At 61.7% G+C, this 24,334-nt stretch carries 22 protein-coding genes; 16 read left to right on the top strand and 6 right to left on the bottom strand.

The features are described from left to right. Positions 1-42 precede the first annotated feature (42 nt). Genes ACR0NB_RS01725 through mdoH form a run of 4 tightly spaced genes read left to right on the top strand, consistent with a single transcriptional unit; the run spans position 43 to position 6,024 of the window. The gene (locus ACR0NB_RS01725) at positions 43-1,413 is read left to right on the top strand and encodes a tetratricopeptide repeat protein (protein WP_170338180.1); all 1,371 of its coding nucleotides are present in this window, start codon (positions 43-45) and stop codon (positions 1,411-1,413) included. A gap of 29 nt (positions 1,414-1,442) precedes the next feature. Beyond that, positions 1,443-2,660, top strand: coding sequence for an OpgC family protein (locus ACR0NB_RS01720; protein WP_170338178.1), 1,218 nt, complete (start codon positions 1,443-1,445; stop codon positions 2,658-2,660). Continuing rightward, positions 2,657-4,156 (top strand): OpgD/OpgG family glucan biosynthesis protein, encoded by a 1,500-nt coding sequence (locus ACR0NB_RS01715; RefSeq protein WP_170402052.1) that lies wholly within the window; start codon positions 2,657-2,659, stop codon positions 4,154-4,156. Before ACR0NB_RS01720 ends, ACR0NB_RS01715 begins: the two co-directional genes overlap by 4 nt. Then, positions 4,144-6,024, top strand: coding sequence for a glucans biosynthesis glucosyltransferase MdoH (mdoH, locus tag ACR0NB_RS01710; RefSeq protein WP_480774784.1), 1,881 nt, complete (start codon positions 4,144-4,146; stop codon positions 6,022-6,024). The genes ACR0NB_RS01715 and mdoH overlap by 13 nt, the downstream gene beginning before the upstream one ends. On the opposite strand, the gene ACR0NB_RS01705 is transcribed toward mdoH, so the two are convergent. Further along, positions 6,025-6,840 carry a CE1 family esterase gene (locus tag ACR0NB_RS01705; RefSeq protein WP_260063312.1) on the bottom strand — a complete coding sequence of 272 codons (816 nt, stop codon included), beginning with the start codon at positions 6,838-6,840 and terminating at the stop codon, positions 6,025-6,027. Then, a complete protein-coding gene (locus ACR0NB_RS01700; protein ID WP_170402048.1) occupies positions 6,840-7,310 on the bottom strand; it encodes a rhodanese-like domain-containing protein in 471 nt (156 codons plus the stop codon). Before ACR0NB_RS01700 ends, ACR0NB_RS01705 begins: the two co-directional genes overlap by 1 nt. Before the next feature lie 222 nt (positions 7,311-7,532). On the opposite strand from ACR0NB_RS01700, the gene ACR0NB_RS01695 reads away from it, so the two are divergent. The 7 genes from ACR0NB_RS01695 to selD are packed head-to-tail and all read left to right on the top strand — an operon-like array spanning position 7,533 to position 15,639. Further along, positions 7,533-10,406 (top strand): monovalent cation/H+ antiporter subunit A, encoded by a 2,874-nt coding sequence (locus ACR0NB_RS01695; RefSeq protein WP_480774783.1) that lies wholly within the window; start codon positions 7,533-7,535, stop codon positions 10,404-10,406. Further along, entirely contained in the window at positions 10,406-10,765 is a 360-nt protein-coding gene (locus ACR0NB_RS01690) for a Na+/H+ antiporter subunit C (RefSeq protein ID WP_170337694.1), read from the top strand. The genes ACR0NB_RS01695 and ACR0NB_RS01690 overlap by 1 nt, the downstream gene beginning before the upstream one ends. After that, positions 10,762-12,318 (top strand): monovalent cation/H+ antiporter subunit D, encoded by a 1,557-nt coding sequence (locus ACR0NB_RS01685; protein WP_480774782.1) that lies wholly within the window; start codon positions 10,762-10,764, stop codon positions 12,316-12,318. The genes ACR0NB_RS01690 and ACR0NB_RS01685 overlap by 4 nt, the downstream gene beginning before the upstream one ends. Beyond that, on the top strand, positions 12,318-12,815 hold the full coding sequence (locus ACR0NB_RS01680) for a Na+/H+ antiporter subunit E (RefSeq protein WP_093962616.1): 498 nt from the start codon (positions 12,318-12,320) through the stop codon (positions 12,813-12,815). The genes ACR0NB_RS01685 and ACR0NB_RS01680 overlap by 1 nt, the downstream gene beginning before the upstream one ends. Continuing rightward, positions 12,812-13,081, top strand: coding sequence for a K+/H+ antiporter subunit F (locus ACR0NB_RS01675; RefSeq protein ID WP_093962617.1), 270 nt, complete (start codon positions 12,812-12,814; stop codon positions 13,079-13,081). The genes ACR0NB_RS01680 and ACR0NB_RS01675 overlap by 4 nt, the downstream gene beginning before the upstream one ends. 7 nt (positions 13,082-13,088) lie before the next feature. Then, on the top strand, positions 13,089-13,475 hold the full coding sequence (locus tag ACR0NB_RS01670; RefSeq protein ID WP_093962618.1) for a Na+/H+ antiporter subunit G: 387 nt from the start codon (positions 13,089-13,091) through the stop codon (positions 13,473-13,475). 4 nt (positions 13,476-13,479) lie between these two features. Next, on the top strand, positions 13,480-15,639 hold the full coding sequence (selD, locus tag ACR0NB_RS01665) for a selenide, water dikinase SelD (RefSeq protein ID WP_480774781.1): 2,160 nt from the start codon (positions 13,480-13,482) through the stop codon (positions 15,637-15,639). Here selD and mnmH read toward each other — a convergent pair. Both mnmH and ACR0NB_RS01655 read right to left on the bottom strand, forming a co-directional pair. After that, positions 15,630-16,682: a tRNA 2-selenouridine(34) synthase MnmH gene (mnmH, locus tag ACR0NB_RS01660; protein WP_260063316.1), complete on the bottom strand. Its 1,053-nt coding sequence runs from the start codon at positions 16,680-16,682 to the stop codon at positions 15,630-15,632. The two genes, selD and mnmH, sit on opposite strands and share 10 nt — an antisense overlap. 51 nt (positions 16,683-16,733) lie before the next feature. Next, positions 16,734-17,402, bottom strand: a complete 669-nt coding sequence (locus ACR0NB_RS01655; protein WP_480774780.1) for an SOS response-associated peptidase — start codon at positions 17,400-17,402, stop codon at positions 16,734-16,736. 55 nt (positions 17,403-17,457) lie between these two features. Between ACR0NB_RS01655 and ACR0NB_RS01650 the strand changes: the two genes are divergently transcribed. Further along, positions 17,458-19,110 carry a tetratricopeptide repeat-containing sulfotransferase family protein gene (locus tag ACR0NB_RS01650; protein ID WP_480774779.1) on the top strand — a complete coding sequence of 551 codons (1,653 nt, stop codon included), beginning with the start codon at positions 17,458-17,460 and terminating at the stop codon, positions 19,108-19,110. Between the two features lie 62 nt (positions 19,111-19,172). Here ACR0NB_RS01650 and ACR0NB_RS01645 read toward each other — a convergent pair whose 3' ends face one another. Continuing rightward, on the bottom strand, positions 19,173-20,750 hold the full coding sequence (locus ACR0NB_RS01645) for a bifunctional metallophosphatase/5'-nucleotidase (protein WP_480774778.1): 1,578 nt from the start codon (positions 20,748-20,750) through the stop codon (positions 19,173-19,175). Positions 20,751-20,857: 107 nt separating this feature from the next. Here ACR0NB_RS01645 and ACR0NB_RS01640 point away from each other — a divergent pair, with 107 nt between their 5' ends. From ACR0NB_RS01640 to arsC, 4 genes are read left to right on the top strand one after another with little or no spacing between them, the layout of a single operon-like run. Beyond that, positions 20,858-21,196, top strand: a complete 339-nt coding sequence (locus ACR0NB_RS01640; protein WP_170370993.1) for a DUF952 domain-containing protein — start codon at positions 20,858-20,860, stop codon at positions 21,194-21,196. After that, a complete protein-coding gene (locus tag ACR0NB_RS01635) occupies positions 21,193-21,624 on the top strand; it encodes a DUF1330 domain-containing protein (protein ID WP_170337678.1) in 432 nt (143 codons plus the stop codon). Before ACR0NB_RS01640 ends, ACR0NB_RS01635 begins: the two co-directional genes overlap by 4 nt. Next, entirely contained in the window at positions 21,621-22,679 is a 1,059-nt protein-coding gene (locus tag ACR0NB_RS01630) for a quinone-dependent dihydroorotate dehydrogenase (RefSeq protein ID WP_480774777.1), read from the top strand. Before ACR0NB_RS01635 ends, ACR0NB_RS01630 begins: the two co-directional genes overlap by 4 nt. Then, positions 22,676-23,017 carry an arsenate reductase (glutaredoxin) gene (gene arsC / locus ACR0NB_RS01625; protein ID WP_170337675.1) on the top strand — a complete coding sequence of 114 codons (342 nt, stop codon included), beginning with the start codon at positions 22,676-22,678 and terminating at the stop codon, positions 23,015-23,017. The genes ACR0NB_RS01630 and arsC overlap by 4 nt, the downstream gene beginning before the upstream one ends. Here the strand turns inward: arsC and ACR0NB_RS01620 are convergent. Further along, entirely contained in the window at positions 23,014-24,330 is a 1,317-nt protein-coding gene (locus tag ACR0NB_RS01620; RefSeq protein WP_170337674.1) for an MATE family efflux transporter, read from the bottom strand. The two genes, arsC and ACR0NB_RS01620, sit on opposite strands and share 4 nt — an antisense overlap. Positions 24,331-24,334: the final 4 nt, after the last annotated feature.

Genomic DNA, 24,334 nt, shown 5'->3' with positions numbered 1-24,334 from the left:
AGTCCAAGAGTGTGAGTTTTTGCAACCAGATTGGACCCAAGCATGCAGCAAGATGTTTTCGGACAGATGAACACCCTGACCCACCCGGACAGCGCCGAAGCGTGGAATGGTGTTCTGCTTGGTTTCATGGCTCACGCAGCGGTCACACCTCAGCATCTGGGCAAGGTGCTTGAGCTTGAACCGGGCTTTGCGCTTGGGCATGCCATCAAGGGGCTGTTCATGGTTCTGTTGGGGCGCAGGGAAATGATGGAGGTCGCCCATCAGGCCGCCGCCGCCGCAAAGAGTGCGGCCGCTGAGCAGCCGATTTCGGCCCGCGAGACACTGTATGTTGAGGCCTTGGATCATTGGTTGGCAGGCCAACCCACCCGCGCCGTACAAACTTTCGAGGCAATTCTGCGCACTCACCCCGAGGACACGCTGGCCATGAAGCTCAGCCACGCGACCCGTTTCGTGTTGGGTGATTCCGCAGGGATGCGACGCTCGATCGAACGGGTTCTGCCCGCTTATGCGCCTGATCACCCCGGTCGTGGATACCTGCTTGGGTGCCATTCCTTTGCGTTGGAAGAAACCGGTGCCTATGAAAAGGCCGAGATCGCAGGGCGTCAGGCTCTGTGGATGGTTTCCGACGACGCGTGGGGCCTGCACGCAGTCGCCCATGTGCACGAAATGACGGGCAATGCGCAATCCGGCCTGGACTGGCTGGCCGGGCGCGAGGCTGCCTGGTCCCACTGCAACAACTTCCGCTACCACGTGTGGTGGCACAAGGCGTTGATGCATCTGGATCTGGGTCAGATCGACCAGGTGCTTGATCTGTACGACCACGAGATTCGCCAGGACAAAACAGATGACTATCGCGATATTTCGAATGCGACTTCGCTATTGTCGAGGCTCGAGCTTGAAGGCGTGGACATTGGCACCCGATGGGAAGAACTGGCCGACCTGAGCGCCGCCCGCACCGAAGACGGCTGTCTGATCTTCGCTGATCTGCACTACCTTCTGGCACTGACTGGTGACAACAGGCCCGACTCGACCGCCAAGTTGCTGGCCCGCATTCACAAGGACTCGCAACAGCCCGCAACCGACACGGCACGTCGCATGGCCGACCCGGGCTTGGCCGCTGCCATTGGCCTCGAGGCATTTGGAAAAGGCGATTATCTTCAAGCCTTCGAGCATCTTGCAAATGCGCGAAATTCGATGCAATTGGCCGGCGGCAGTCACGCCCAGAGGGATGTTTTTGAACGCATTACGATCGATTCCGGCCTGCGTGCCGGACGCCTCGACGATGTCGAGCGCATTTTGGACGACCGCAAGGCCAAACGGTCCGGCACCGAAGACAATTACGCCCTCGCGCGCCGCGCTCTGATCAGTTCGGCCCGCGACCAATCCGGTGTGCAAAGCGTACCGGCTGAATAACAAGACGACCACAAAGGACAGAGAAACGAATGGCGACCGCATCGCCCGCTTCTGATTTTGCACCGGTGGCGGCATCCTCCGCCCCTGCTGCCACAACCCGCGACCCGCGGCTGGATTTCTATCGCGGTATTGCGATGTTCATCATCCTGATCGCGCACATCCCGAATGACCCCTGGGCCCGATGGATCCCGGCCCGTTTCGGATTCTCGGACGCGACTGAAATCTTTGTTTTCTGCTCGGGCATGGCTTCGGCCATCGCCTTTGGCGGCGCGTTCGAACGCAAGGGCTGGTGGATGGGGACCGCCCGGGTCAGTTTCCGCATCTGGCAGGTCTACTGGGCACATATCTGCCTGTTTTTCTTTGTCGCAATGTCCATGGCGGCGCTGGATCTGTCCGGAGCCTTCGACAAAAGCTATGTCTCGGGATTGAACCTGCAGCATTTCTTCAACGACCCGATGCCACAGATGGTGGGGCTGTTCACCCTGACCTATGTGCCGAACTATTTCGACATCCTGCCGATGTACCTGGTCGTTCTGGCAATGATGCCGATGTTCATGGGGCTGTCGCGCCTCAGCATCTGGGCGGTCGGGTTGGTCTCGGTCGCGATCTGGCTGGTGGCGCAGACCGGTTTGTTGGCGCTTCCGGCCGAACCGTGGTCGGACCGCCAGTGGTTCTTCAACCCGTTTGGATGGCAGTTGCTGTTTTTCACGGGCTTTGCATTCATGCGGGGCTGGATCCCTGCGCCGCCGGTTTCCAAGACGCTGATCTGGGCCGCGGCATTGTTCCTTGTCCTCTCGGCCCCGTTCGGATCGTGGAAAGTGTTCTTGTGGGTCCAGGCGGCCGCACCGGATCTTGCCGAGAACATCCGAAAGGTCTGGCCCCTGACAAGCGAACTGCGCGAAAAAACCGATTTCGGCCTGTTCCGGTACATGCACTTCCTGTCGCTGGCCTACCTGGGATGGGTGGCTGCTGGGCAACATGGGCATCGCCTGATCGCCACCGGCAACACGATGGGCGCGCAGCTGTGGCGATGGATCCTGAAGCAGATCACCAAAGTGGGCCAGCAGTCCTTGGCGGTTTTCGTATTTTCAATGGCAGCAGCACGACTTATCGGCGTTTTCCTCGACGAATTTGGGCGGGATTTTGCCACCGTTCTGGCCGCAAATCTAATTGGATTTGCATTGATCATCGGCGTGGCTTATCTGGCCGCTTGGTTCAAATCACACCCATGGAAATCGAAGTCATGAAGTTCACGCGTCGTGCATTCCTTGCGTCGACTACGGCGCTGGCCTTCGCCCCGGCCACCTTTGCCACCGGTGGCGAGGTGCCATTCGACCGGGCCGACATCATCGCACTTGCCCGCGATCTGGCCAGCCGCCCCTACGAGGCGCGCGAAACCGTTCCGCAGGCGTGGCAGGACCTCACTTACGAGCAGTACCGCTCCATCCGTTTCCGGCTGGACCGTGCACTCTGGTACGGGACCGATACGCCGTTCAACGTCGATTTCTTCACCCCCGGCCTCTACTTCCCGCGAACCGTTCAGGTCTCGGCAGTTGAGAACGGGATGATCGCGCCAGTTGCCTTCGACCTCGAGATGTTCGACCGGGCCGAGGATGTCCCCGATCTGCCCGTGGACGAAACGCTGGGTTTTTCGGGTTTCCGGCTGCGCACCGAGATGCATCGCCCTGGCAAGACGGACGAGTTCTGCGTCTTTCAGGGAGCCAGCTATTTCCGTGCCATCGGCCTGCACGAGGTCTATGGTCTGTCGGCCCGTGGTCTTGCACTAAAAACCGGGGATCCCGAGGGCGAAGAATTTCCGGATTTCATCCGATTTTGGCTGGAGCGCCCAAAGCCCGGCCAGCGCAACATGATCGTTCACGCCCTGATGGACAGCCCCAGCGTGACCGGCGCCTACCGGTTCGACATCACGGCCGGCGCCGACTGCATCATGGAGGTGCAGGCGACCTTGTTTGCTCGGGAAGAACTTCCCCATGTCGGGATCGCTCCGGGGACGTCGATGTTCCTGTTCGATCAGACCAATCACAACCGGTTCGACGATTTCCGTCCGGCCGTGCACGACAGCGACGGGCTGATGATCCGAAACGGGGCGGGAGAAGTGATTTGGCGCCCGCTCGCCAATCCCAAGCGATTGCAGGTGTCCTCATTCGTCGACATGAATCCGCGCGGGTTCGGACTGATGCAGCGCAAACGCGCGTTTTCCGACTATGCCGACCTCGAGGCGCAATACCACAAGCGCCCCGGGCTTTGGGTCGAGCCGATGGGCGATTGGGGTAAAGGTACGGTCACTCTGGTCGAAATTCCGGCCGATCAGGAGATCTACGACAACATTGTCGCCTATTGGCGTCCTGCGGAACCGGTCGCTGCCGGTGCTCAGCTCGACTTGTCGTACCGCCTGATCTGGGGCGAGGAACCTCAGCGGACCGCCATGCCGCGGGTGATCAACACCGCAATGGGCGAGAACACTTTCGGCGAAGGACGGCTTGCGGTGATCGACTTCGAAGCCAGCGAGTTGTTCGACGATCCGGACGTCCTCAGCGTGTTCGTGCAGTCGCCTCATGCGGAAACCTCGGACGGGGTTCTGCAACGCAACCCGGATACGGGCGGTTTGCGTCTGGCCTTTTCGTTTCAACCCGGCGACCGCGACCACGTAGAATTGCGCGCGCAACTGAGGCTGGGTGACGAGCCCGCCTCGGAAGTCTGGATGTACAGATGGACAGCATAATCCCGGACCTGAAAATCATGCCGCCCGAGGCACCGCTGGCAATGCCGGAGCAGGACTTTGGCGCCGGGTTTCGGGACGCCCAAGCACCTGCGGATGCCCGCCGGTCGTCGGCTGGCCTTTGGCGCGCATTGGCGTTTTCCCCTGCCATGGCCGCCTCGGTTGCTTTGCTGTGGGTCATGGCGGACTGGTTCGACGCCGAAGGGATAAACGTGGTCGAAGCCATCCTGTTGGCATTGATTTCGTTCAATTTTTTCTGGATTTCCTTCACGGTCTGCACCGTCCTTCTGGGCATGGTCTCTCTGGCCCGGCAAGAGCGTCCGGTACGGCAGGGTCGCGCGCAACCACTGCGGGTCGCTTTGCTGATGCCCGTCTACAACGAAGTGCCGTGGAACGTGTTGGGCAATGCCCGCACGATGCTCGAAGAACTGCGCGCCCGAGGGGGCAAGCATCACTATGCGATGTTCATCCTGTCCGACACCCGCGATCCGGAAATCGCGGCCCAGGAACAGGCCAGCATCGAGGCGCTGCGTACCACGCTGGCCCCGGGTCTTGAGCTGTATTACCGACGCAGGGAACAGAATACGGACCGCAAGGTCGGCAATATAGCTGATTGGGTCAGCCGCTGGGGTGGCGCTTGGGATGCAATGCTGGTTCTGGACGCCGACAGCTTGATGACCGGGCGCGCGATCGCGCGGCTGACCGACGCGCTGGCCCGCGATCCCGGCGCCGGCCTGATCCAAAGCTATCCGCAACTGATCGGTGCCCAGTCCGTCTTTGCACGGATGCAGCAGTTCGCCAATGGTGTGTACGGCATCGCGTTCGCCGAGGGCCTGTCCCGTTGGTGTGGCCAGGAAGGCAACTATTGGGGCCACAACGCCATCATCCGCACCAAGGCCTTTGCGACCTGTGCGGGTCTGCCCAAGCTGCGCTCGCTCTCGGGCCAGGAACAACTGATCATGAGCCACGACTTCGTCGAGGCCGGGTTGCTGCGCCGCGCCGGTTGGGGCGTTCGCTTTCTGCCGCGCATCCGAGGCTCGTACGAGGAAACACCGCCGACATTGATCGACCACGCCCTACGCGACCGCCGCTGGTGCCAGGGCAACCTGCAGCATCTGCGTCTGCTCGGCTCGACCGGGTTTCGGGCCGTGTCGCGGTTTCATCTGTTCCACGGCGCCGTCGGATACCTGATGTCACCCTTGTGGTTCGCACTGCTGGTCATGTGGGCGTTGATCGGTCAGGGCAAGGATGCTTCGGTGCTGCACTATTTCAGCCCCGACAATCCGATGTTCCCCCAGTGGCCGGAAATGACCGAAACGCGGCATGTTCTGATCATCCTTGTCATGTACGCGATGCTGCTGGCCCCCAAGATTCTGGGTGCACTGGCATTGCCCCTCAGCGGTGTTCGCTATGAAGATTTCGGCGGCCGGACCCGGTTTCTTGCGTCATTCCTGTTCGAGGTCGTGCTGTCGATCCTGTACGCACCGATCCTGATGGTGCAGCAGATGATCGCCGTGTTCCGTACCCTTATCGGTGTGCAAAAAGGCTGGACTCCGCACGCACGGGATGGCGGCGCCTATGGGCTGCGGACGCTGATCGTGTGTCACGCGCTCGAAACCATCAGCGGCTTCGCGCTGAGCGCGGGTATCCTGGCCGGGTTGGTCTCGGTCTGGTTGGCTCCGATCGCCATCAGCCTGACCTTTGCGGTACCGCTCTCCGCACTCAGCGGCGTATCTGCGGCAGCAGCGCGTCGCATGGTCGGCATGCCCGAGGATTTCCACGAGCCCGCCATCACGCGGGCGGCACGTTCGCATCGCAACGAGTTGAAACGCCTGATCGAGGGCAAAGGAACCATGACCCCGGCGGAATGATCACCCGCCGGGCAACCCTTCGTACCAATCCAGCATCATGTCGGCCCAGCCCCGCGGAACTGTATGACCGCCGGGAAACAGAGCGAACTCCAATGCACTGCCGTCAGCACAGGCGGTCCACTTGCGGCGCATGAATTGGCCTGTCGTTGAAAACCCGTCCGGACGGTTGTCGGCGCATTCGTTGGCCTGCCGCCAGATTTCAAGCCCGGCGAAGATGTCGCCCTGAAGGAACCGACCGCCGCCCAGTGCGCGCCCCTCCAGCGGCACCACGTTGTCGGTCCAGCCATGTGTGTGGAACAGGCGCACGGGCCCCGCACAACTTTCGGGATGCGGACGCCAGAATCCGCCTGAGACAGGCACGTAGGCCGAGAATGCCTCGGGATCGGCGCAGGCCAGATAGTTCACCATGAAGCCGCCGGCCGAGAATCCCCCCAGCACCACGCGGTGGTCATCTACCCCGAACTGTTGGACCGCATCCGCAACAACTTCCTTCAGGAACGCGGCTTCGTCACGCCCGTCCCAACCCGGATAGAAGTTCCAGCTCTTTCGCCCGTTGCGCTCGGCCCCCTCGGGTGCCATGACCGCGTATCCCCGCGCCAGCAAGGGTTCGACCATGCCGCGGTTTTTCATGGTCCCCTGCGCGCTGCCGCCGTACCCGTGCAGGAACACGACCAATGGCGGGTTGCTTTCTTCCGGCAGCTCGATGCGATAGCTTCCGGTTGCAGTCTCGCAAACACCCTGATCCTGCCCACACGCGGCCACTGCCGGAGTTGCGGCGGTTGCGACCAACACAGCCAACAGATCCCTGAGCCTCATCACGCCCCCTCCGAATACGCCTGCACCGGCAGCCCGGCCCGCACCCAGCCCGGACCTGCGGCTGACCCCAGCATCCCTTCGGGCACGTCAAGAATGTTGCCGTAGCCCGCCTCGGTCAACCTGTTGCCCAGCCGCGCTGACCGCACACCACGGGCGCAGATCAAGGCAATCGGCCGCCCCTTGTCACCGCCAGACAGGCGATCCAACACATCCAGAAAGTCTTCACGGCGCATGTCCAGCGGTTGGGCGCCCTGCCCGATGCCTGAGGCCCGCCATTCGCGCGGGGTCCGAATGTCGAGCAACAGGATTTCCCCTGCAACAGCCTTTTCGTGCGCCTGAGCGACGGTCAACGTACCGCCAGAAAAGTCTTCGGGGATCAGACGGTATTCACGGATCGCAAAACCCGCGAGAACAGCGGCCGCGCCCCCAAGGAACACGCCTCTGCGGCTGAGCCTGGTTGTGATCGCCAATGTGCACCCTCCGGTTTCTCCAAGCCGGTTTTATCACGGGTCCGCCTCCGACGCTGCGCCGAAAAGCCGGGTACGGATCAAGTTCGCGTCATTTTCGCGCAGGCTTTGGCCAAAAATTCGCGGGGAGTAGTGCAAGGTGAAAAACTTGCAATAGCTGGACAGTCAATAAATTATCCTTACAAAATCAACAGCACCCTGACCGCTCAGCCCGGAGTATCGCAGTTGTCCCTATTCCTTATCGCGGCCCTTCCCTTCCTCGGAGCTGTCTTTCCCGCCCTGCTGATCCGCGCCGGGCGCAACGCAGCCGCATCGGCAGCGGGATTGACCACGTTTCTGGCCTTGATGGGGCTGCTGATTCATATCCCGGACGTCATGAACGGCACGGTGGTCACCGCGCGGTTCGACTGGATTCCGGGGCTGGGGTTGAACGCCAATTTCATGCTGGACGGGCTGGGATTTCTGTTCGCGCTGCTGATCCTTGGCATTGGTCTGCTGATCATCCTGTACGCGCGGTTCTACCTGTCGCGTGAAGACCCAATGGGGCAATTCTATACCTATCTCCTGCTGTTCCAGGGCGCGATGGTCGGTATCGTTCTGTCCGACAACATACTGCTTTTGCTGGTTTTCTGGGAATTGACCTCGCTCAGTTCGTTCTTGCTCATCGGCTATTGGAAACACCTGCCCGAAGGCCGCCAGGGCGCGCGGATGGCGCTGGCGGTCACCGGGTCCGGCGGGCTGGCGATGATTGCGGGGATGCTGATCCTCGGCAATATCGTGGGGTCCTATGACCTGAGCGTGATCCTCCAGAACCGCGAACTGATCCAGTCTTCGCCCTACTACCTGCCGGCGTTGATACTGATCCTGCTGGGATGTTTCACCAAGTCGGCCCAGTTCCCGTTCCATTTCTGGCTGCCGCATGCAATGGCCGCTCCAACGCCGGTTTCGGCCTATCTGCACTCGGCCACGATGGTGAAGGCTGGCCTGTTTCTGATGGCGCGCATGTGGCCGGTTCTGGCCGGAACCGAGGCGTGGTTCTACATCGTCGCCACCACCGGCCTGGTGACCATGCTGATCGGCGCGGTGATCGCGCTGTTCAAGGATGACCTCAAGGCGTTGCTGGCCTTTTCGACGGTGTCGCATCTGGGGCTGGTCACGATGCTGCTGGGCTTTGGCACCAAGATCGCGGTCGTGGCCGCCATCTTTCACATCATCAACCACGCCACCTTCAAGGCCGCCCTGTTCATGACCGCCGGAATCGTGGACCACGAAACCGGTACCCGGGACATCAAGCGCCTGGGCGGCCTGCGCCATTTGATGCCGATCACCTTTTCGATTGGAACAATCGCCGCATTGTCCATGGCAGGGATTCCACCTTTGAACGGATTCCTGTCGAAGGAAATGATGCTGGAAGAAACCGTGCACACGGTCTGGCGAAACTCGCACTATCTGGTGCCAGCCCTTGCCCTGGTAGCCGCGATCTTCTCTGCCGCATATTCCTTCCGGTTCGTGTCCCACGTCTTCCTGGGCCCTGAACGCGAGGATTACCCTGCGCACCCGCATGACCCGCCGGTGGGGCTGTGGCTGGCTCCGGCATTCCTGGTCGTGCTGGTCGTGCTGATCGGCCTGAACTCGGCCGCCATCGTCGGCCCCTTGGTTGCGGTTGTGTCTTCCGCGGTGATCGGCGGCGAGAAGCTGCCCTATTACTCACTGAAGCTGTGGCACGGGTTCACGCCTGCCTTGTACATGTCGATCGTCGCAACTTTTGGCGGCCTCTTCCTGTTGGCTTTGCACCGGCGCGGCGAGCACGTCTGGAATATCCTGCCCCGCCCCGAGGCCAAGACCATCTTCGACGCCGTGATCGGCGGATTGACCGCCGCCAGCCGGTGGATCACGGACGAGCTGCACAACGGTGTCATCAGCCGCTATGCGATCATCCTGATCGCCTTTACGGTCGGCCTTGGATACTATGCCTATTCGACCGGCACGATTGGCGTGGAAACGCGGGTTCCGCTGCCGGCTCCGATCATTCCGATCATCGGCTGGCTGTGCCTGATCGTGGCGACGATGGGCATCATGTGGTTCCACCGGAACCGTTTGCTGTCGCTTGTTTTGATCGGTGTCGTCGGCTTGATCGTGTCGATGGCCTTCAACTATCTGTCCGCGCCTGATCTAGCCCTGACGCAGATCTCGGTCGAAGTCGTCACGATGATCCTGCTACTGCTGTCGCTGAACTTCCTGCCGACCGAGACCCCATGGGACAGCAGCGCGGCACGGCGCTGGCGTGATGCTGCCATTTCAGTGGTGGCCGGCATCGGCGCAGGGGGCTTGATCTATGCGCTCATGCTGCGCGATTTCGCCTTCCCGACGATTTCGGAGTTCCACCTGGCCAATTCCTACAAGGGTGGCGGCGGAACCAACGTGGTCAACGTGATCCTGGTGGACTTCCGGGGGTTTGATACCTTCGGCGAGATCATCGTGCTGGGGATCGCGGCCCTGATCATCTTTGCCCTGACCGAGGCCGTGCTGGGCACCAGTGTCCGCGCCTATCTGCTGAACCGCAAACCGCACTGGCCCCAGTCAGGTGACTCGCACCCGCTGATGATGGTTGTTGCGACACGTGTGATGATGCCGATCGCCCTGATGGTAGGTGCCTACATCTTCTTCCGGGGGCACAACCAACCCGGAGGCGGCTTCATCGCCGGTCTGGTGGTCGCGATCGCCTTCCTGATGCAGTACATGGCCAGCGGCTATACTTGGGCGATCGAGCGGCAGCGGTTCTACTACCATGGCACCATCGGCTGGGGTGTTCTGATCGCTGCGGCCACGGGTTTGGGCGCCTGGTTCAACGAGCGGCCCTTCCTGACAAGCGATTTCGGCTATCTGCATTGGCCACCGCTGGAAGAATTCGAATGGGCCACGGCCATGCTGTTCGACACAGGCGTGTTCCTAGCGGTTCTGGGCGCTGTGATGCTGGCCTTGGACAGCCTGTCGCGCTTTGCGTGGCGGCCGGGCATGGCGCAGGAATTCCCGATGGACATCAACCCGTTGCGGGATGATCTGGCCGAAGAACAAGAAAAAGCGAAGGAGCAGGGCTGATGGAAGCACTCGTCGCATCGGCCGTTGGCGTTCTGACCGCCGCAGGGATCTTTCTGATCCTGCGTCGCCGGACCTTTCCGGTCATCTTGGGCCTGTCTCTGCTGACCTATGCGGTCAACGTGTTCCTGTTCGCCACGGGACGGCTGGCCGTGAACGCGCCGGCGGTGCTGAACAAATACGAAGAGGTTCCCTATACCGATCCATTGCCGCAGGCTCTGGTGCTGACGGCTATTGTGATCTCGTTCGGGATGACAGCTGTGATCGTGATGATCGCTTTGGGGGCCTACCTGTCCTCGAAGGATGACCACATAGACATGGCCGCGCAGGACAGCGTGGATGACGCGGGAGAAGACGCATGAACCACTGGATCGTTGCGCCGATCGTCCTGCCCGCGATCCTGGCCCCATTCATCATCATGGTTCTACGGTACCATCTGGACCTGCAGCGTATCTTTTCAGTCGCCGGTGTGGTGGGTCTGCTCGGAATCGCGCTGACCATCACTGCGCAGGCGGCGGGCGGCGAGATTTACGTCTACGAGTTGGGCGATTGGCCGGCCCCGTTTGGCATTGTTCTGGTCCTTGACCGGCTGTCCGCGATGATGGTGCTGCTGACGGCGTTGCTGGCCTTGCCTATCGTGCTGTACGCCATCGCGTCCGGATGGGACGAACGCGGCAACCACTTTCACCCGTTGTTCCAATTCCAGCTGATGGGTGTCTGCGGCGCCTTCCTGACCGGGGACGCTTTCAACCTGTTCGTATTCTTCGAGGTGCTGTTGATCGCATCCTACGGCCTGATGACCCACGGCGGCGGCGCCGTAAGGCTGAAAGCCGGGGTGCAATACGTCACCTACAACCTCTTGGGGTCAACCCTGTTCCTGTTTGCATTGGGCACGATCTATTCGGTTACCGGTACCCTGAACATGGCTGACCTGGCCGTGCGCGTCGCTGAAATTCCGGCCGAAGACACCGCCCTGTTGCGCGTGGGTGCGGTTCTGCTGTTGCTGGTCTTCTGCATCAAAGCCGCTGTCCTACCGCTGCATTTCTGGCTGCCCGCCAGCTATGCCAACGCGCCGCTGCCAGTGGCCGCGCTGTTTGCGATCATGACCAAGGTGGGGGCCTATTCGATCCTGCGGGTTTATACTTTGGCATTCGGCCCGGATGTTGCCGTCACCGAAGGACTGGTTGGTGACTGGCTACAACCTGCCGCGCTGTTGACCCTTGCCATCGGTTCGATCGGCATTCTGGGCACGCGGCACATCGCGCGCATGGTTGCGTTTTGCGCCATCGCCTCGATGGGAACGCTGCTGGTGGCTATTTCCTTGTTCACCGAGACGGCCACAGCCGCCGCTCTATACTACGTCTACCATTCAACCTTGGCGACCGCGCTGCTGTTCCTGGTGGCCGATCTGGTGATGGAACGTCGTGGAGGGGCCATTGCGCCCCGCCCCCCGATGCCGCAAAGCGGGCTGATCTCGGCGCTGTTCTTTGTTGGAGCCATAGCGATGGCGGGCATGCCGCCGTTGTCAGGGTTCATCGGCAAGCTTCTGGTGCTGGATGCGTCGTGGTATGCGCCGGATGCCACTGCGGTCTGGGCGGTCGTTCTGATCGGATCCTTTGTCACCATCGTGGGTCTGGCTCGCGCTGGGTCCCTGATCTTCTGGAAAAGCTATGACGCCAGCACCCAGATCGAACCGGAACCCGAAACCGAGGCCACCAACGATGATGAACCCCCGCACCGGCCCGCGCCTGAACCGCAGCCGGGGCTGGCGTTCACCTCGGTGTTCGGAGTGGTTCTGGGCCTCGTCCTGCTGACCCTGTTCGCCGGACCCTCGCTGGACTACACTCGCAAGACCGCCGCGCAACTGTTCGCGCCGGAACAGTACATCTCGGCCGTATTGGGAAGGGAAGACTGATGAAACTGCTGCGCCGGATATTCCCCCACCCGCATCTGAGCTTCCTGCTGACTCTGGTCTGGGTGCTGTTGGCCAACGCGCCCTCTCTGAACTCGTTGGTCTTTGGATTGCTTCTGGGGATCATCATTCCCTTCATCACCCAACCCTACTGGCCCGACCGGCCCGTCCTGCGGAACTGGCCCATGGTCGTTGAGTACATGATCGTGGTTCTGTGGGACATCGTGGTGGCCAACGTGACCGTGGCACGCATCATCCTGTTCAAACGCGACGCGGACAGACAGCCGAACTGGATCTCAATCCCGCTGGAACTGCGCACACCCGAAGCGATCACGGTACTGGCTGGAACCATCACCATGACTCCGGGCACCGTCAGTTGCGACCTCTCGGCCCAAGGGCATTGTCTGCTGGTCCATTGCCTGGACGCTCCGGATCCGGGCGCGGTACGAGACCAGATCAAGCAGCGTTACGAGCGCCGCCTGAAGGAGATTTTCGAATGATCGAATATGCAATCTATTTTGCCTTTGCCTGCTTTGGGGCCGCGATCATGATGTGCCTGTGGCGGATCATCACCGCCGACGGTGTGGGGACGCGAGTGCTCGCCCTTGATACGATGGTGATCAACACCATCGCCTTGATGATCCTGTACGGCCTGCATCTGGGCACCGAGATCTTTTTCGAAGCCGCCATGATCATTGCCATGCTCGGCTTTGTTTCGACCGTGGCCTATGCGCGCTTCATGCTGCGCGGCAACATCATCGAGTGAGGCCGCCATGGAATTCATCTTCGAGCTTCTGATTGCATTTTTCCTGATCGTTTCAGGGATTTTCGGCTTTGTCGGGTCTTTTGGCATGATTAAGCTGAAGGATCCGATGTCGCGGCTGCACGCCCCGACCAAAGCCACCACGCTGGGCGTGGGCGGCGTGTTGCTGGCCTCGATCTTTCATTCGATCCTGATCGAACAGCGCCTTTCCATGCATGAACTGCTGATCACGCTGTTCCTGTTTCTGACGGCTCCGATCACGGCTCTGTTCATTGCCAAGTGGCACATTCACCGCCATGAAGCCCCCGAGGATCTGCCGGACGCGGGCGAAGACAAGCTCTGGGCCACCCACGCGGTCGAGCAGGTCGAAGACGTCCCGGATCACAGCGCGAACTGACTTCATGAAAACACCTTCGTTGCCACTTACCCGCGATCTGGTTCTGGTGGGCGGAGGGCATACGCATGCGCTTTTCCTTCGGAAATGGGGGATGAACCCCCTACCCGGCGCGCGGTTGACCGTGATCAATCCTGGCCCGACCGCGCCCTATTCCGGGATGTTGCCCGGATATGTCGCGGGGCACTATGTCCGCCGCGACCTGGACATCGACCTGATCCGGCTGGCACGGTTTGCGGGGGCCCGGATCATTCTGGGTGCCGCGATCGGCCTCGACCTGAACCGGCGGCTAGTGAATGTGGCCGATCATCCTGATGTCGCTTTCGATGTTGCCTCGATCAATGTCGGAATAACATCGGACATGCCGTCTTTGACCGGGTTCACGGAACATGCCATCCCGGCAAAACCTCTTGGTCCCTTTGCCGCAAAATGGGCCCGGTACCTGGAGGCAACCGACCCTGCTTCGGTGGCGGTCATCGGCGGCGGTGTCGCGGGCGTCGAACTGGCGATGGCCATGGCCCATGCTCTGCGCGCCAAGGGTCGGCAAGCAACGCTCACTCTGATCGACAAGGGGCATATCCTGACCGCGATAAACCCCAAAGCCGCCCAGACCATTCGGCGGGCGATAGAACAACTTGGCATCGATTGTATCGAACAGGCCGAAATTGCGCAGATCACACCAAAAGGCGTGCAACTGACCGATGGGCGTCACATCTCGGCTGATTTCACAACCGGCGCGGCGGGCGCCCGTCCCTATGACTGGATCGGCCAGACCGGACTGGACCTGCACGACGGCTTTATCCGAGTGAACGGGTATTTGCAGTCCAGCGATCCATCGGTCTTCGCAGTCGGCGACTGCGCTCATCTGGATGACACGCCGCGCCCCAAGGCCGGTGTTTTTGCCGTGCGAGAGGCTCCTGTTCTGTTCAACAACCTGCGCGCAGCCCTCGGGGCTGGATCCATTCGCCGGTACAAGCCGCAGAAGGATTACCTGAAGCTGGTCTCGCTGGGGGAACGCTCGGCACTGGCCGAGCGCTTTGGGACGTCATTCAGCGGACCTGTGATGTGGCGGTGGAAAAACCATATCGACCAGAAGTTCATGCGTCGCTTTCGTGAGCTGCCCCAGATGTCAGCCCCCACAATTCCCCGTCACCATGCGGATGGACTGCACGACGCTCTGGGCGGCAAGCCCATGTGCGGCGGTTGCGGCGCCAAGGTAGGTCGAGGCGCCTTGCAGACCGCGCTGTCTGCAGTACCGCGATCCGATCGACCGGGTATCACGCCCCTGCCCGGCGATGATGCCGCAATGTTGACCTTTGGTGGCGTCCGGCAGGTGCTGACGTCAGATCATTTGCGCAGCTTCGTTTCGGACCCTGTTCTGATGACCCGCATCGCGGCCATTCACGCACTGGGGGACATCTGGGCGATGGGTGCGACCCCACAGGCCGCGACGGCCACTCTGATCCTGCCGCGCATGTCCTCCCAGCTGCAACACCGCACCATGGCTGAAATCGTGGCAACCGCGACCGAAGTCATGCGCAGCGCCGGCGCTGAGATCGTCGGCGGCCATAGCTCGATGGGCGATGAGCTTACCATCGGTTTCACCATCACGGGTTTGTGCCAGTCTGATCCGATCACCCTGTCGGGTGGGCGGCCCGGTAATGTGTTGATCCTGACCAAACCGATTGGCAGCGGAGTCCTGATGGCCGCGGAAATGGCAGGGCAAGCCAATGGCGAGTGGGTAGTGGCCGCCTATGACCACATGACGCGGCCGCAGGGTGACGCCGCACGCATTCTGACCCAAGCCCATGCCATGACCGACGTCACCGGATTCGGACTGGCCGGGCATCTCGTTGGACTGTGCGAGGCATCCAACTGCGGCGCAGTCCTGAATCTCGACGCAGTCCCGGTCATGGAGGGGGCGCTCGAGCTCAGCCAGCAAGGTGTCCGGTCCAGCTTGTTCAACGACAATCGTTCCATCGCGCCCGCAGTTCCAATTGACGGCAAAGCCGATCTGCTGTTCGATCCTCAGACCGCAGGTGGGTTGCTGGCTGCCGTTTCGGCCGACGACGCTCTAAATATCTGCGACCATTTACGTGCCGCTGGTTACCCGGCTGCAGTCATCGGTGTATTGAGCGACACACCCGGCCTGCGCCTTCAGAGCTGAGCCACAATCCCTTCAATTTCCGACGCGACCTGATCCAGCCCGTCTGTAGTCAAGGACGTGGCATGCACGCGCGCAATCACATCAAACTGGTGGTTTTTCCGCGACTTTTCGTAAGCCGGGTCATAGTGCTGCTCCATCAAGGCGCGCGTCAGAGCTTTCTTGTTGCCCTCGGCAATCTGAGCCATCCACGCATCCACGACATCATGCCCCCGGTGAAACCGCAGCGGCGACAGGCGGTCCTGCAAACGCTCGGCATCGGACAGAATGTCGTCATAGGCAGCGACCAGATAGTCCGTTCGCGCCTCGATATCTGCCGTGACAAGGATTCGCGGCGCTTGGCACAGGCTCTGCCAGACCGCTGGGGGCACGATCAACGAACCGATTTTTGACGACTCGGCCTCGACCAACACGGGCCGTGCCGGATCAAGGGCGCACATGGCCGACGCCAAGGCAGATTCGAAGGCTTTCTGGCTGGGTTGTCCGCCGGGTTGTTCGCCCAGCAGCGAACCGCGGTGATTGGCCAACGCTTCGAGATCCAGAACCTGCACCCCGCGCGTTTGCAACTGGGCCAGAAGTTCCGTTTTTGCAGTGCCGGTGTAGCCATCCAACGCCACCAGCTTGAACGGCAGCGGATCATCGTAGAGGTACTGCTTCACCAGACGCCGATAGCTGCGGTATCCGCCCTCGATGACCTCGGCTCGCCAGCCGATCTGCTGCAGCATCCAGGTGAAGGATCCTGACCGCTGACCGCCACGCCAGCAATAGACCAAAGGGCGCCAACCGCCCTCGTGGTGGCTGAGTTGCGTCTCGATATGGGTGGCGGCGTTGCGAAACACCAACGCGGCCCCCAGCTTGCGCGCCAGAAACGGGCTCTGCTGAACGTAGATCGTGCCGACACGTGCGCGTTCCTCATTGTCCAGAACCGGGAGGTTGATGGCGCCGGGCAGATGGTCTTCGGCAAACTCTGCCGGGCTGCGCACATCGATGATCGTATCGAACGGATGCGCGTACAGCTGCGACAGGTTTGAGAATTTCAGGGCCATGACAGGGGTTTAGCGCGCAGGATGGCAAAAGAAAAGAAGGCCCCGCTGATGTCATTCATCGGCTTCGGGCGCGATAAGGTCCGGCCCACTGGCCCGGTTGGAATTTACGGCCGTGCCGACCCTGTGAAACTGCAACAAATCCTCGGCGCCGGGTTTCATCAGGCGGGCTGCCCCCTTGCCGACCTCGCCCAGCCACAAGGCCCAATCCGCCTGTTCGATGATCAACGGCATCCGGTGATGAACCGCACGCACATTGTCGTTGGCTGCGGTCGTGACGATCGCGCAGGTCGCCTGCCGCGCCTCACCCTCGCCCCAGTTCTGCCAGATGCCGGCAAAGGCGATGGGCGCACCATTGCTGCGGTGGAAGTACCAAGGCAGCCGCGCACCGTCTTGGGTCTTGGTCCATTCGTAGAAGCCCGTGGCCACGATCAGACAGCGCCGATCGCGGCAGGCTGTGCGAAAGGCCGGTTTCTGGGCCAGGGTTTCGGCGCGGGCGTTGATCAGCAGCGGACCGTCGTTTTGGGCTTTGTACCAATGTGGCAAGAAACCCCATCGCAGCGGGTCCAACTGCCGCCCTCCCTCTCTGGCGCGCACGACATGCACCTGATTTGTCGGGCAGATGTTGTAGTTGGGCACCGCCGGCAACGCGTTTGAAGGCCGCGCAGCAAACAGCTGCGCCATGGCATCGTTGGGAAGAGTTATTGCAAACCGTCCGCACATGGGTAATGAACCAACAACAAAAGTTTCAATCAGGCACAGGGTCTCGCGCAGTCAGATGACAAATCAAGCACCAAATTCCCTCAAGGCCAAGGCGGTGGCGGATCTGGACTCCGGCAAACTTCCTCAGGCTCTGAAGAAAGCTACCCTCGGCATCAAGAAATTCCCAAAAGACGCGGACTACCACGCGATTGCCGGGTTCGTTCTGACCGAGATGAAGCAGTACAAGAAATCGCTGCCGCATTTCCAGGAAGCCGCCCGCCTGAAACCGGACGACCCGCAATTCGTCGAAAACATCGCGAATGCTCTTATGCAAACCGGCCAGATCGCGCGGGCGTTGGCCTATGCCGAAAAGATGGCCGAAAAGATGCCCGGCAACCGCGAGATCGTCCGGGTGATCGATGAAATCACGCTCAAGGGCAAGAACTGGCGTAGCATCATCGAGAACGCCACCAAGCGCCTGATGACAGATCCAGACAACCCCAAGCTGCTGTCCACCCGCAGCAGGGCCTATGGGCGCGTCGGCTTCGTGGATGCGGCCTCGGCCGATATTGCGCGTGCATACGAGCTGGATCCCGACAGCATCGAAATCGCCTTCCGCCGAGCGGTGGACCTGCACCAGGCTGGCGACAAGAAGGGCTGTACTGACATTTTGTGGCGTGTTTTGGACAAGGATCCGTATCACGCATCGGCGTTGTTCCAATTGTCGTCGATGGTAGACGCCGAACAGGCCGAAGCACTGTTCCCCCGGGTCGAGGCTGCGATCGCAAAGCGGAAACACCCCAATTCGACTCTGGAATTCACGCTGGCACAGCTTCAATCAAAGATCGGTGGGCTGGAGGCGGCCCTTGCGCAGTTTGCAGTCGCAAACAGGGTGCAACACGACGAAAACCCATACGATTTCGAAGAAGAAGAGCGCAAACTACGCCGCATCTGCGGCCTGTTCCCCGACAGCGCTTCGGTACCAAGTTCCGGCATCGAGGAAATGCCCCTGCCGATTTTCGTGATCGGACAGCCTCGGTCGGGCACCACCTTGATGGAAATGATGCTGAGTTCCGCCCCCGACATCGCGGGATGTGGAGAGCTGAACCTCGGGTCCGACCTTTCGGCGCCATACTCGAACGAAAAGAAGGCATTCTCGGACGCAGAAGCCGCGGAGTTCGCCAAGCATTTCCGCGAGTTGATGCCCCCGATCCCCGAGGGCTCGATCGCTTTCGTCGACAAGATGCCGCACAACTACCAGCGGGTTGGTTTTCTTTTGGCAGCGTTCCCCAACGCCAAGATCATCAACATGCTGCGTGACCCTCGGGACGTCGGCCTGTCGAAATGGATCCGGCGTTTTCCAGCGGGCGGAATGCGATACGCATCGAACCTGAACTCGATCGCGCACTCGGCCAACATGTATCGCCGCTATATGCAGCATTGGGATGCCATCTTCGGTGATCGCATCCTGACGGTACCCTACGAAAAGCTGGTGGCCGACCCTGAGACCTACAGCAAGCAAGTTGCAGACTTCTGCGGGATCGAATGGCGCGAAAGCATGATGCACCCGGAAGAAAACACGAAACAGGTGCGTACCGCCAGTATCGACCAGGTGCGCAACAAAATCTCGACCAAATCGGTTGGCGGCTGGCGTCAGGTTGCGGATTATATCCGGCCCATGTTGGACGGTTTCGACCCCGAGTTGTGGCCCGAATACGAATTCGATTAAGCCGAAACCCAACAAAAAAGGCCGCATCCAAGGATGCGGCCTTTTCTTTTTTGTGTCAGCAATCACTTCTGCTGAATACGTCCGTCCAGATAGGGCGTGTATGGCGCATTGGCCGCAAGGTATTCCGCGGTCACATCCGCAAGGTCGGGACCGAAGTCGTAGGCATTCTTGTCCTCGCCAGAGAACATCTTGTACCCGTCGCCACCGTTGCGGACATAGTTGTTGGTCACCACCAGATAGGTCTTGGCCGGATCGATTGGCACATAGCCATCACCTTCGACCACCATGACCTCGGTCACGCGGCCTTCGTTGGGGGCCACAGACGGATCCCAGGTGAATTTCAGCCCCGCCACCTGCGGGAAGCGACCCTTGACCTCTTCCACTTGGCTGACGCCGTTTTCCAGCGCATCGATGATGCCCTGACCGCTGATCTCAAAGGTCGAGAGCGTGTTCTGGAAGGGAAGAACGGTCAGCACCTCGCCCATGGTCACGTCACCCGCGTCGATCGAGGCCCGCAGGCCGCCCGAGTTGGCGATGGCGATCTGAACGCCCTGATCGGCGACCCGCGCCAGCATGGCATCGGCCACCAGGTTACCCATCTCGCATTCCTGCACGCGGCAGATCGACCGGTCGCCTTCGATCGGAGCCGCGGCGTTGGCCACGACCTTGTTGCGGATCTCGTCCAGCGGTTTGGCCAGTTCTGCGATGCGGTCCAGGGCAGCCTGATCCTCGGTCACGGTGTTGTCCATGATCAGCGGCTCACCGACCGCCTCGACCACGTTGCCGTCGTCATCAAAGGTCACGTTCAACTCGCCCAGGAACTTGCCGTAGGCATAGGCTTGAACGATCTGCACCCCGTTCACCACGGTGGGGTACGGCCCGGCGGCCTTGTCTGAAGTGTTCGACAGGTAGGTGTTCGAGTGTCCGCCCACGATCACGTCAACACCCGTGGTTTCCTGCGCGACCCGCTGGTCGACGCCATAGCCCGAGTGGCTGAGCACGATGATCTTGTTGATGCCTTCCGCCGTCAGCTTGTCCACCTCGGCCTGAACCGCCGGAACAGGATCAGAGAACACGACATTCGGCCCGGGTGAAGCCAACTCGTCGGTGTCTTCGGGGGTCAGGCCGATCAGGCCAATCTTCTCTCCACCCACTTCGATCACGGTCGATTTCTTGATCCGGTCGGTCAGAAGTTCCTCGTTCTCGATGTTCGCATTCGACATCAGAATCGGAAATTCGACCGCATCGACGAAACCGGCCAGAACCTCGGGACCATCATCGAATTCGTGGTTGCCCACGGTCATCGCGTCATAGCCCAGCTTGTTCATGAACTCGGCCGCGACCTTGCCCTTGTAGTAGGTATAGAACAACGACCCCTGGAACTGGTCGCCGCCGTCCACGAGGATCGAGTTCTCGGCCCGCGCGCGGGCGTCGTTGACCGCGGTCACCAGACGCGCCGAACCGCCAAAGCATTTGCCCTCGGCATTGTCCTCGGCGCCACAGCCGCTGTCATATTTGTTGATCGGCTCGAACCGGGAATGGAAGTCGTTGGTGTGCAGAATGGTCAGCTTGTAGTCGGCCGCCGCCATGCCTGCAGTCAGGCCAAGGGCCGCCACGGATGTCAGGAAACGGGTAATCATTTGAAACTCCCTGTTATTGATTGTCAGGATCGTGCGCCGAGGGCGGCAAAGAGTCAAAGGGGGAAATGCGGCTTGATTCTACCCCGCGCGCGGGGCATCACGGCGCCATGCTGATCTACAAGATATTCCGGGCCGAGGAATGGGCGGCCCTGCAGGCACAGGGCGAGACCCGGGGCGCACCCATCGACGTGACCGATGGGTTTGTGCATTTTTCCACCGCAGAACAGGCGGCGGAGACGGCGGCCAAACACTTTGCCGGGGCCGAAAACCTGACCCTCGTGGCCTGCGATGCCCAGAAAATGGGCGATGATCTGAAATGGGAGGTCTCGCGCGGCGGGGCCTTGTTCCCGCATCTCTATCGCAACATGCGCATGGCGGATGTGGTCTGGGCCAAGCCGCTGCCGCTGGAAAACGGCGCGCACCTCTTCCCCAAGGAGATGCAATGACCGGCCATGTCGACCCCGACCGCGCCCAGTTCGAGGCGTTCAAGGCGCTGGACCGCGACCACCCGATCGAAATGTTGAACCTTGTGCGGTTCCGCGCCAAGGCCGACTATCCCGCAGGCCACGACCTAGTCGGCGCGGGGCTCAGCGGCGCAGAAGCCTATCGCCGGTATGGGGCCGAAACCGCCCCAATCATCGCGCGGCTGGGGGCCTCGATCATCTGGCGCGGCACGTTCAAAACAACGCTGATCGGCCCGCAGGGCGAAGCGTGGGACGAGATGTTCATCGCCCGTTACCCCTCGGCCCATGCGTTTCTGGAGATGGTGACCCACCCGGCCTATCGCGCGGCGGTCATTCACCGGCAGGCGGCTGTGGCCGACTCGCGCCTGATCCGCACCGCCCCTACCCCAACCGGAGCGTCCTTCGGATGAAACTGACCGAGAAACTGGCCCTGGCCGCGCTACATCGCCTGGACCCAGAAACCGCGCACGGCCTGTCGATCAAGGCGCTGAAAACGGGTCTGACCCCGGCGCCCGGTCCCGTCACCTCGACGCGCTTGCGCACGCAACTTGCCGGGCTGGACCTGCCCAACCCGGTGGGGCTGGCCGCCGGGTTCGACAAAAATGGCGAGGTTCTGGGCCCGCTGTCACGCGCAGGCTTTGGGTTTATCGAGGTGGGTGCCGTCACACCGCGCCCGCAGCCAGGCAACCCCCAGCCGCGCCTGTTCCGACTGACCGAGGACCGCGCCGCCATCAACCGGTTCGGCTTCAACAACGAAGGGATGGAGGCGATGGCCCGGCGTCTGGCGCACCGCCCCAAGGACGCGGTGATCGGCCTGAACCTGGGCGCCAACAAAGACAGCACCGACCGGGCGCGGGATTTTGCGCATGTGCTGGCCCATTGCGGGCAATGGCTGGATTTCGCCACGGTGAATGTCTCGTCACCCAACACCGAAAAGCTGCGCGACCTGCAGGGGAAAGAAGCGCTGAGCGCCCTGCTGGCAGGTGTGCTGGACACCCGCGATGCCTTGGCGCGGCGGGTCCCGGTGTTTCTGAAGATCGCCCCCGACCTGAAGGATGACGAACTGCGGGACATCGCCGATGTCGCCCGTGACACGGGCATCGACGGTGTCATCGCCACCAACACGACCTTGTCGCGCGAAGGGCTGCGCAGCCTGCACAAGGATCAGGCCGGCGGATTGTCGGGCGCGCCCCTGTTCGAGAAATCGACCCGCGTTCTGGCTCGGCTGAGCCAGTTGACCGACGGGCAGATCCCGCTGATCGGCGTGGGTGGCATCGGCACGGCCGAACAGGCCTATGCCAAAATCTGCGCCGGGGCCTCGGCCGTGCAGTTCTATACCGCGATGGTCTATGGCGGCCTGTCACTGGCGGCCGAGATCGCGCGGGGGCTGGACGCCCTGCTGGCGCGGGACGGGTTCAAGTCGGTGGCCGACGCCGTCGGCAGCAAACGAGAGGATTGGCTGTGATCGAATACTGGCACAACCCACGCTGTTCAAAATCGCGCGCCGGGCTGGCCCTGCTGCAGGACCGCGGCGCCGAAGTCACCGTTCGCAGATACCTCGAGGACGCGCCCAGCGCGGATGAGCTGCGCGCGGTGCTGTCCCGGTTGGGCATCCCGGCGATCGAGATGATGCGCAGGGGCGAGGCGCGGTTCAAGGAACTGGGGCTGAGTAGGGAAACACCCGAAGAGGCCTTGGTTCACGCCATGGCCGAGAACCCGATCCTCATCGAACGCCCCATCGGGATCACCACCGACAAGGCCGCAATCGGTCGCCCGCCCGAGACCCTGCTGACCCTGCTCTAGGCCACCTGCGCCTCGAGCCGGGGGTAGCGCAGGCCCAGCGTCACCGCGCGGGCGGTGTTCAGCACCATCAGCGCGGCCCACAGCCCGTGATTGCCCATGGTCGGCACCAGCAGGAACAGCGCCACCACATAGATTGCCACCGACTGGATCATGGCGATGCGCATGGCGCGGGTCCAGGTGGCGCCGATGTAGATGCCGTCGAACATCCAGCTGGCAACGCCGACCACCGGGGCCAGCGCCGCCCAGATCAGGTATTCGCGCGCCGTGATCCGCACCTCGGGCGCGGTGGCCATCAGGTCGATCAATGCGGGCCCTGCCACAAAAAACGTGGCCCCCAGCACCAGAGCCCCACCGACGCCCCATTGCGACGCCATGACCGAGGCGCGCCGGACCTGGTATCGGTCCTTGGCTCCGACGGCGCTGCCTACCAATGCCTCGGCAGAAAAGGCGAACCCGTCCAACGCAAAGGCGGTGATTTCCAGGAACTGCAGCAGCACCTGGTTGGCGGCCAGCGTCACGTCGCCCAGATCGGCGCCCACGAACAGAAAGGTGGTGAAGGACCCGGTCAGCAGGACCGACCGGATCATGATGTCGCCATTGACCTGCATCATCCGGCGCAGGCGGGCGGGGTCGAAGATCCGCGCCCAATCGCGCCATTGATTACCCCCGAACGCATCGCGGCACAGCCACAGACCCAGCGCCAGACCCGTCCATTCGGCAATCAGCGTGGCCACCGCCACCCCTTCGACGCCCCAGCCCAGCCCCAGCACGAACCACAGATCCAGCAGGATGTTCAGCCCGTTCATCCAAACCTGCAGGACGAACACGCCGCGCGTGCGCTCGACCGCGATCAGCCAGCCGGTCACGGCATAAAGCGCAATGGTCGCGGGCGCGCCCCAGATGCGAATCTCGAGGTATTTGCGCGTCAACGCCTCGACCTCGGGGCTGGCGGGCGACAGCGCGAAGGCCCCTGCGAACACCGCCACCTGCGCCACGATAAAGAACAGCCCCGCCGCGCCGCCCAAGAGCAGGCCGCGCATGAGCAGCGCACCGGTTTCGGCCGTGTCTCCCGCGCCTCGGGCCTGCGCCGCCAATCCGGTCGTGCCCATGCGCAGAAAGCCGAACACCCAGTAGATCGTGGCCAGAATGACCGCGCCAATGCCAACCGCGCCGATCGGGGCGGCCTGCCCCATCTGGCCGACCACGCCGGTATCTACCGCGCCCAGAATCGGCACCGTCGCGTTGGACAGCACGATCGGCACCGCGATCTTCAGCACCCGTCTGTGCGTAATGGGTGCCGAGGCGTCCCGCATTTTG

It is taken from the genome of Ruegeria sp. CG3 (assembly GCF_056537205.1).
The sequence above is the reverse complement of the archived record's forward strand: the minus strand, read 5'-3'. Positions and strand labels throughout refer to the sequence as shown.

Excerpts from the sequence above, each read along its gene's own strand:
- ACR0NB_RS01640 (WP_170370993.1), top strand. The coding sequence starts at position 20,858 with ATGCTGATCTACAAGATATTCCGGGCCGAGGAATGGGCGGCCCTGCAG.
- ACR0NB_RS01635 (WP_170337678.1), top strand. The coding sequence starts at position 21,193 with ATGACCGGCCATGTCGACCCCGACCGCGCCCAGTTCGAGGCGTTCAAG.
- mdoH (WP_480774784.1), top strand. The coding sequence starts at position 4,144 with ATGGACAGCATAATCCCGGACCTGAAAATCATGCCGCCCGAGGCACCG.
- ACR0NB_RS01705 (WP_260063312.1), bottom strand. The coding sequence starts at position 6,840 with ATGAGGCTCAGGGATCTGTTGGCTGTGTTGGTCGCAACCGCCGCAACT.
- ACR0NB_RS01655 (WP_480774780.1), bottom strand. The coding sequence starts at position 17,402 with ATGTGCGGACGGTTTGCAATAACTCTTCCCAACGATGCCATGGCGCAG.
- ACR0NB_RS01725 (WP_170338180.1), top strand. The coding sequence starts at position 43 with ATGCAGCAAGATGTTTTCGGACAGATGAACACCCTGACCCACCCGGAC.
- selD (WP_480774781.1), top strand. The coding sequence starts at position 13,480 with ATGAAAACACCTTCGTTGCCACTTACCCGCGATCTGGTTCTGGTGGGC.
- ACR0NB_RS01680 (WP_093962616.1), top strand. The coding sequence starts at position 12,318 with ATGAAACTGCTGCGCCGGATATTCCCCCACCCGCATCTGAGCTTCCTG.
- ACR0NB_RS01670 (WP_093962618.1), top strand. The coding sequence starts at position 13,089 with ATGGAATTCATCTTCGAGCTTCTGATTGCATTTTTCCTGATCGTTTCA.
- ACR0NB_RS01685 (WP_480774782.1), top strand. The coding sequence starts at position 10,762 with ATGAACCACTGGATCGTTGCGCCGATCGTCCTGCCCGCGATCCTGGCC.
- mnmH (WP_260063316.1), bottom strand. The coding sequence starts at position 16,682 with ATGGCCCTGAAATTCTCAAACCTGTCGCAGCTGTACGCGCATCCGTTC.
- ACR0NB_RS01715 (WP_170402052.1), top strand. The coding sequence starts at position 2,657 with ATGAAGTTCACGCGTCGTGCATTCCTTGCGTCGACTACGGCGCTGGCC.
- ACR0NB_RS01650 (WP_480774779.1), top strand. The coding sequence starts at position 17,458 with ATGACAAATCAAGCACCAAATTCCCTCAAGGCCAAGGCGGTGGCGGAT.
- ACR0NB_RS01645 (WP_480774778.1), bottom strand. The coding sequence starts at position 20,750 with ATGATTACCCGTTTCCTGACATCCGTGGCGGCCCTTGGCCTGACTGCA.
- ACR0NB_RS01620 (WP_170337674.1), bottom strand. The coding sequence starts at position 24,330 with ATGCGGGACGCCTCGGCACCCATTACGCACAGACGGGTGCTGAAGATC.
- ACR0NB_RS01690 (WP_170337694.1), top strand. The coding sequence starts at position 10,406 with ATGGAAGCACTCGTCGCATCGGCCGTTGGCGTTCTGACCGCCGCAGGG.
- ACR0NB_RS01675 (WP_093962617.1), top strand. The coding sequence starts at position 12,812 with ATGATCGAATATGCAATCTATTTTGCCTTTGCCTGCTTTGGGGCCGCG.
- ACR0NB_RS01720 (WP_170338178.1), top strand. The coding sequence starts at position 1,443 with ATGGCGACCGCATCGCCCGCTTCTGATTTTGCACCGGTGGCGGCATCC.
- ACR0NB_RS01630 (WP_480774777.1), top strand. The coding sequence starts at position 21,621 with ATGAAACTGACCGAGAAACTGGCCCTGGCCGCGCTACATCGCCTGGAC.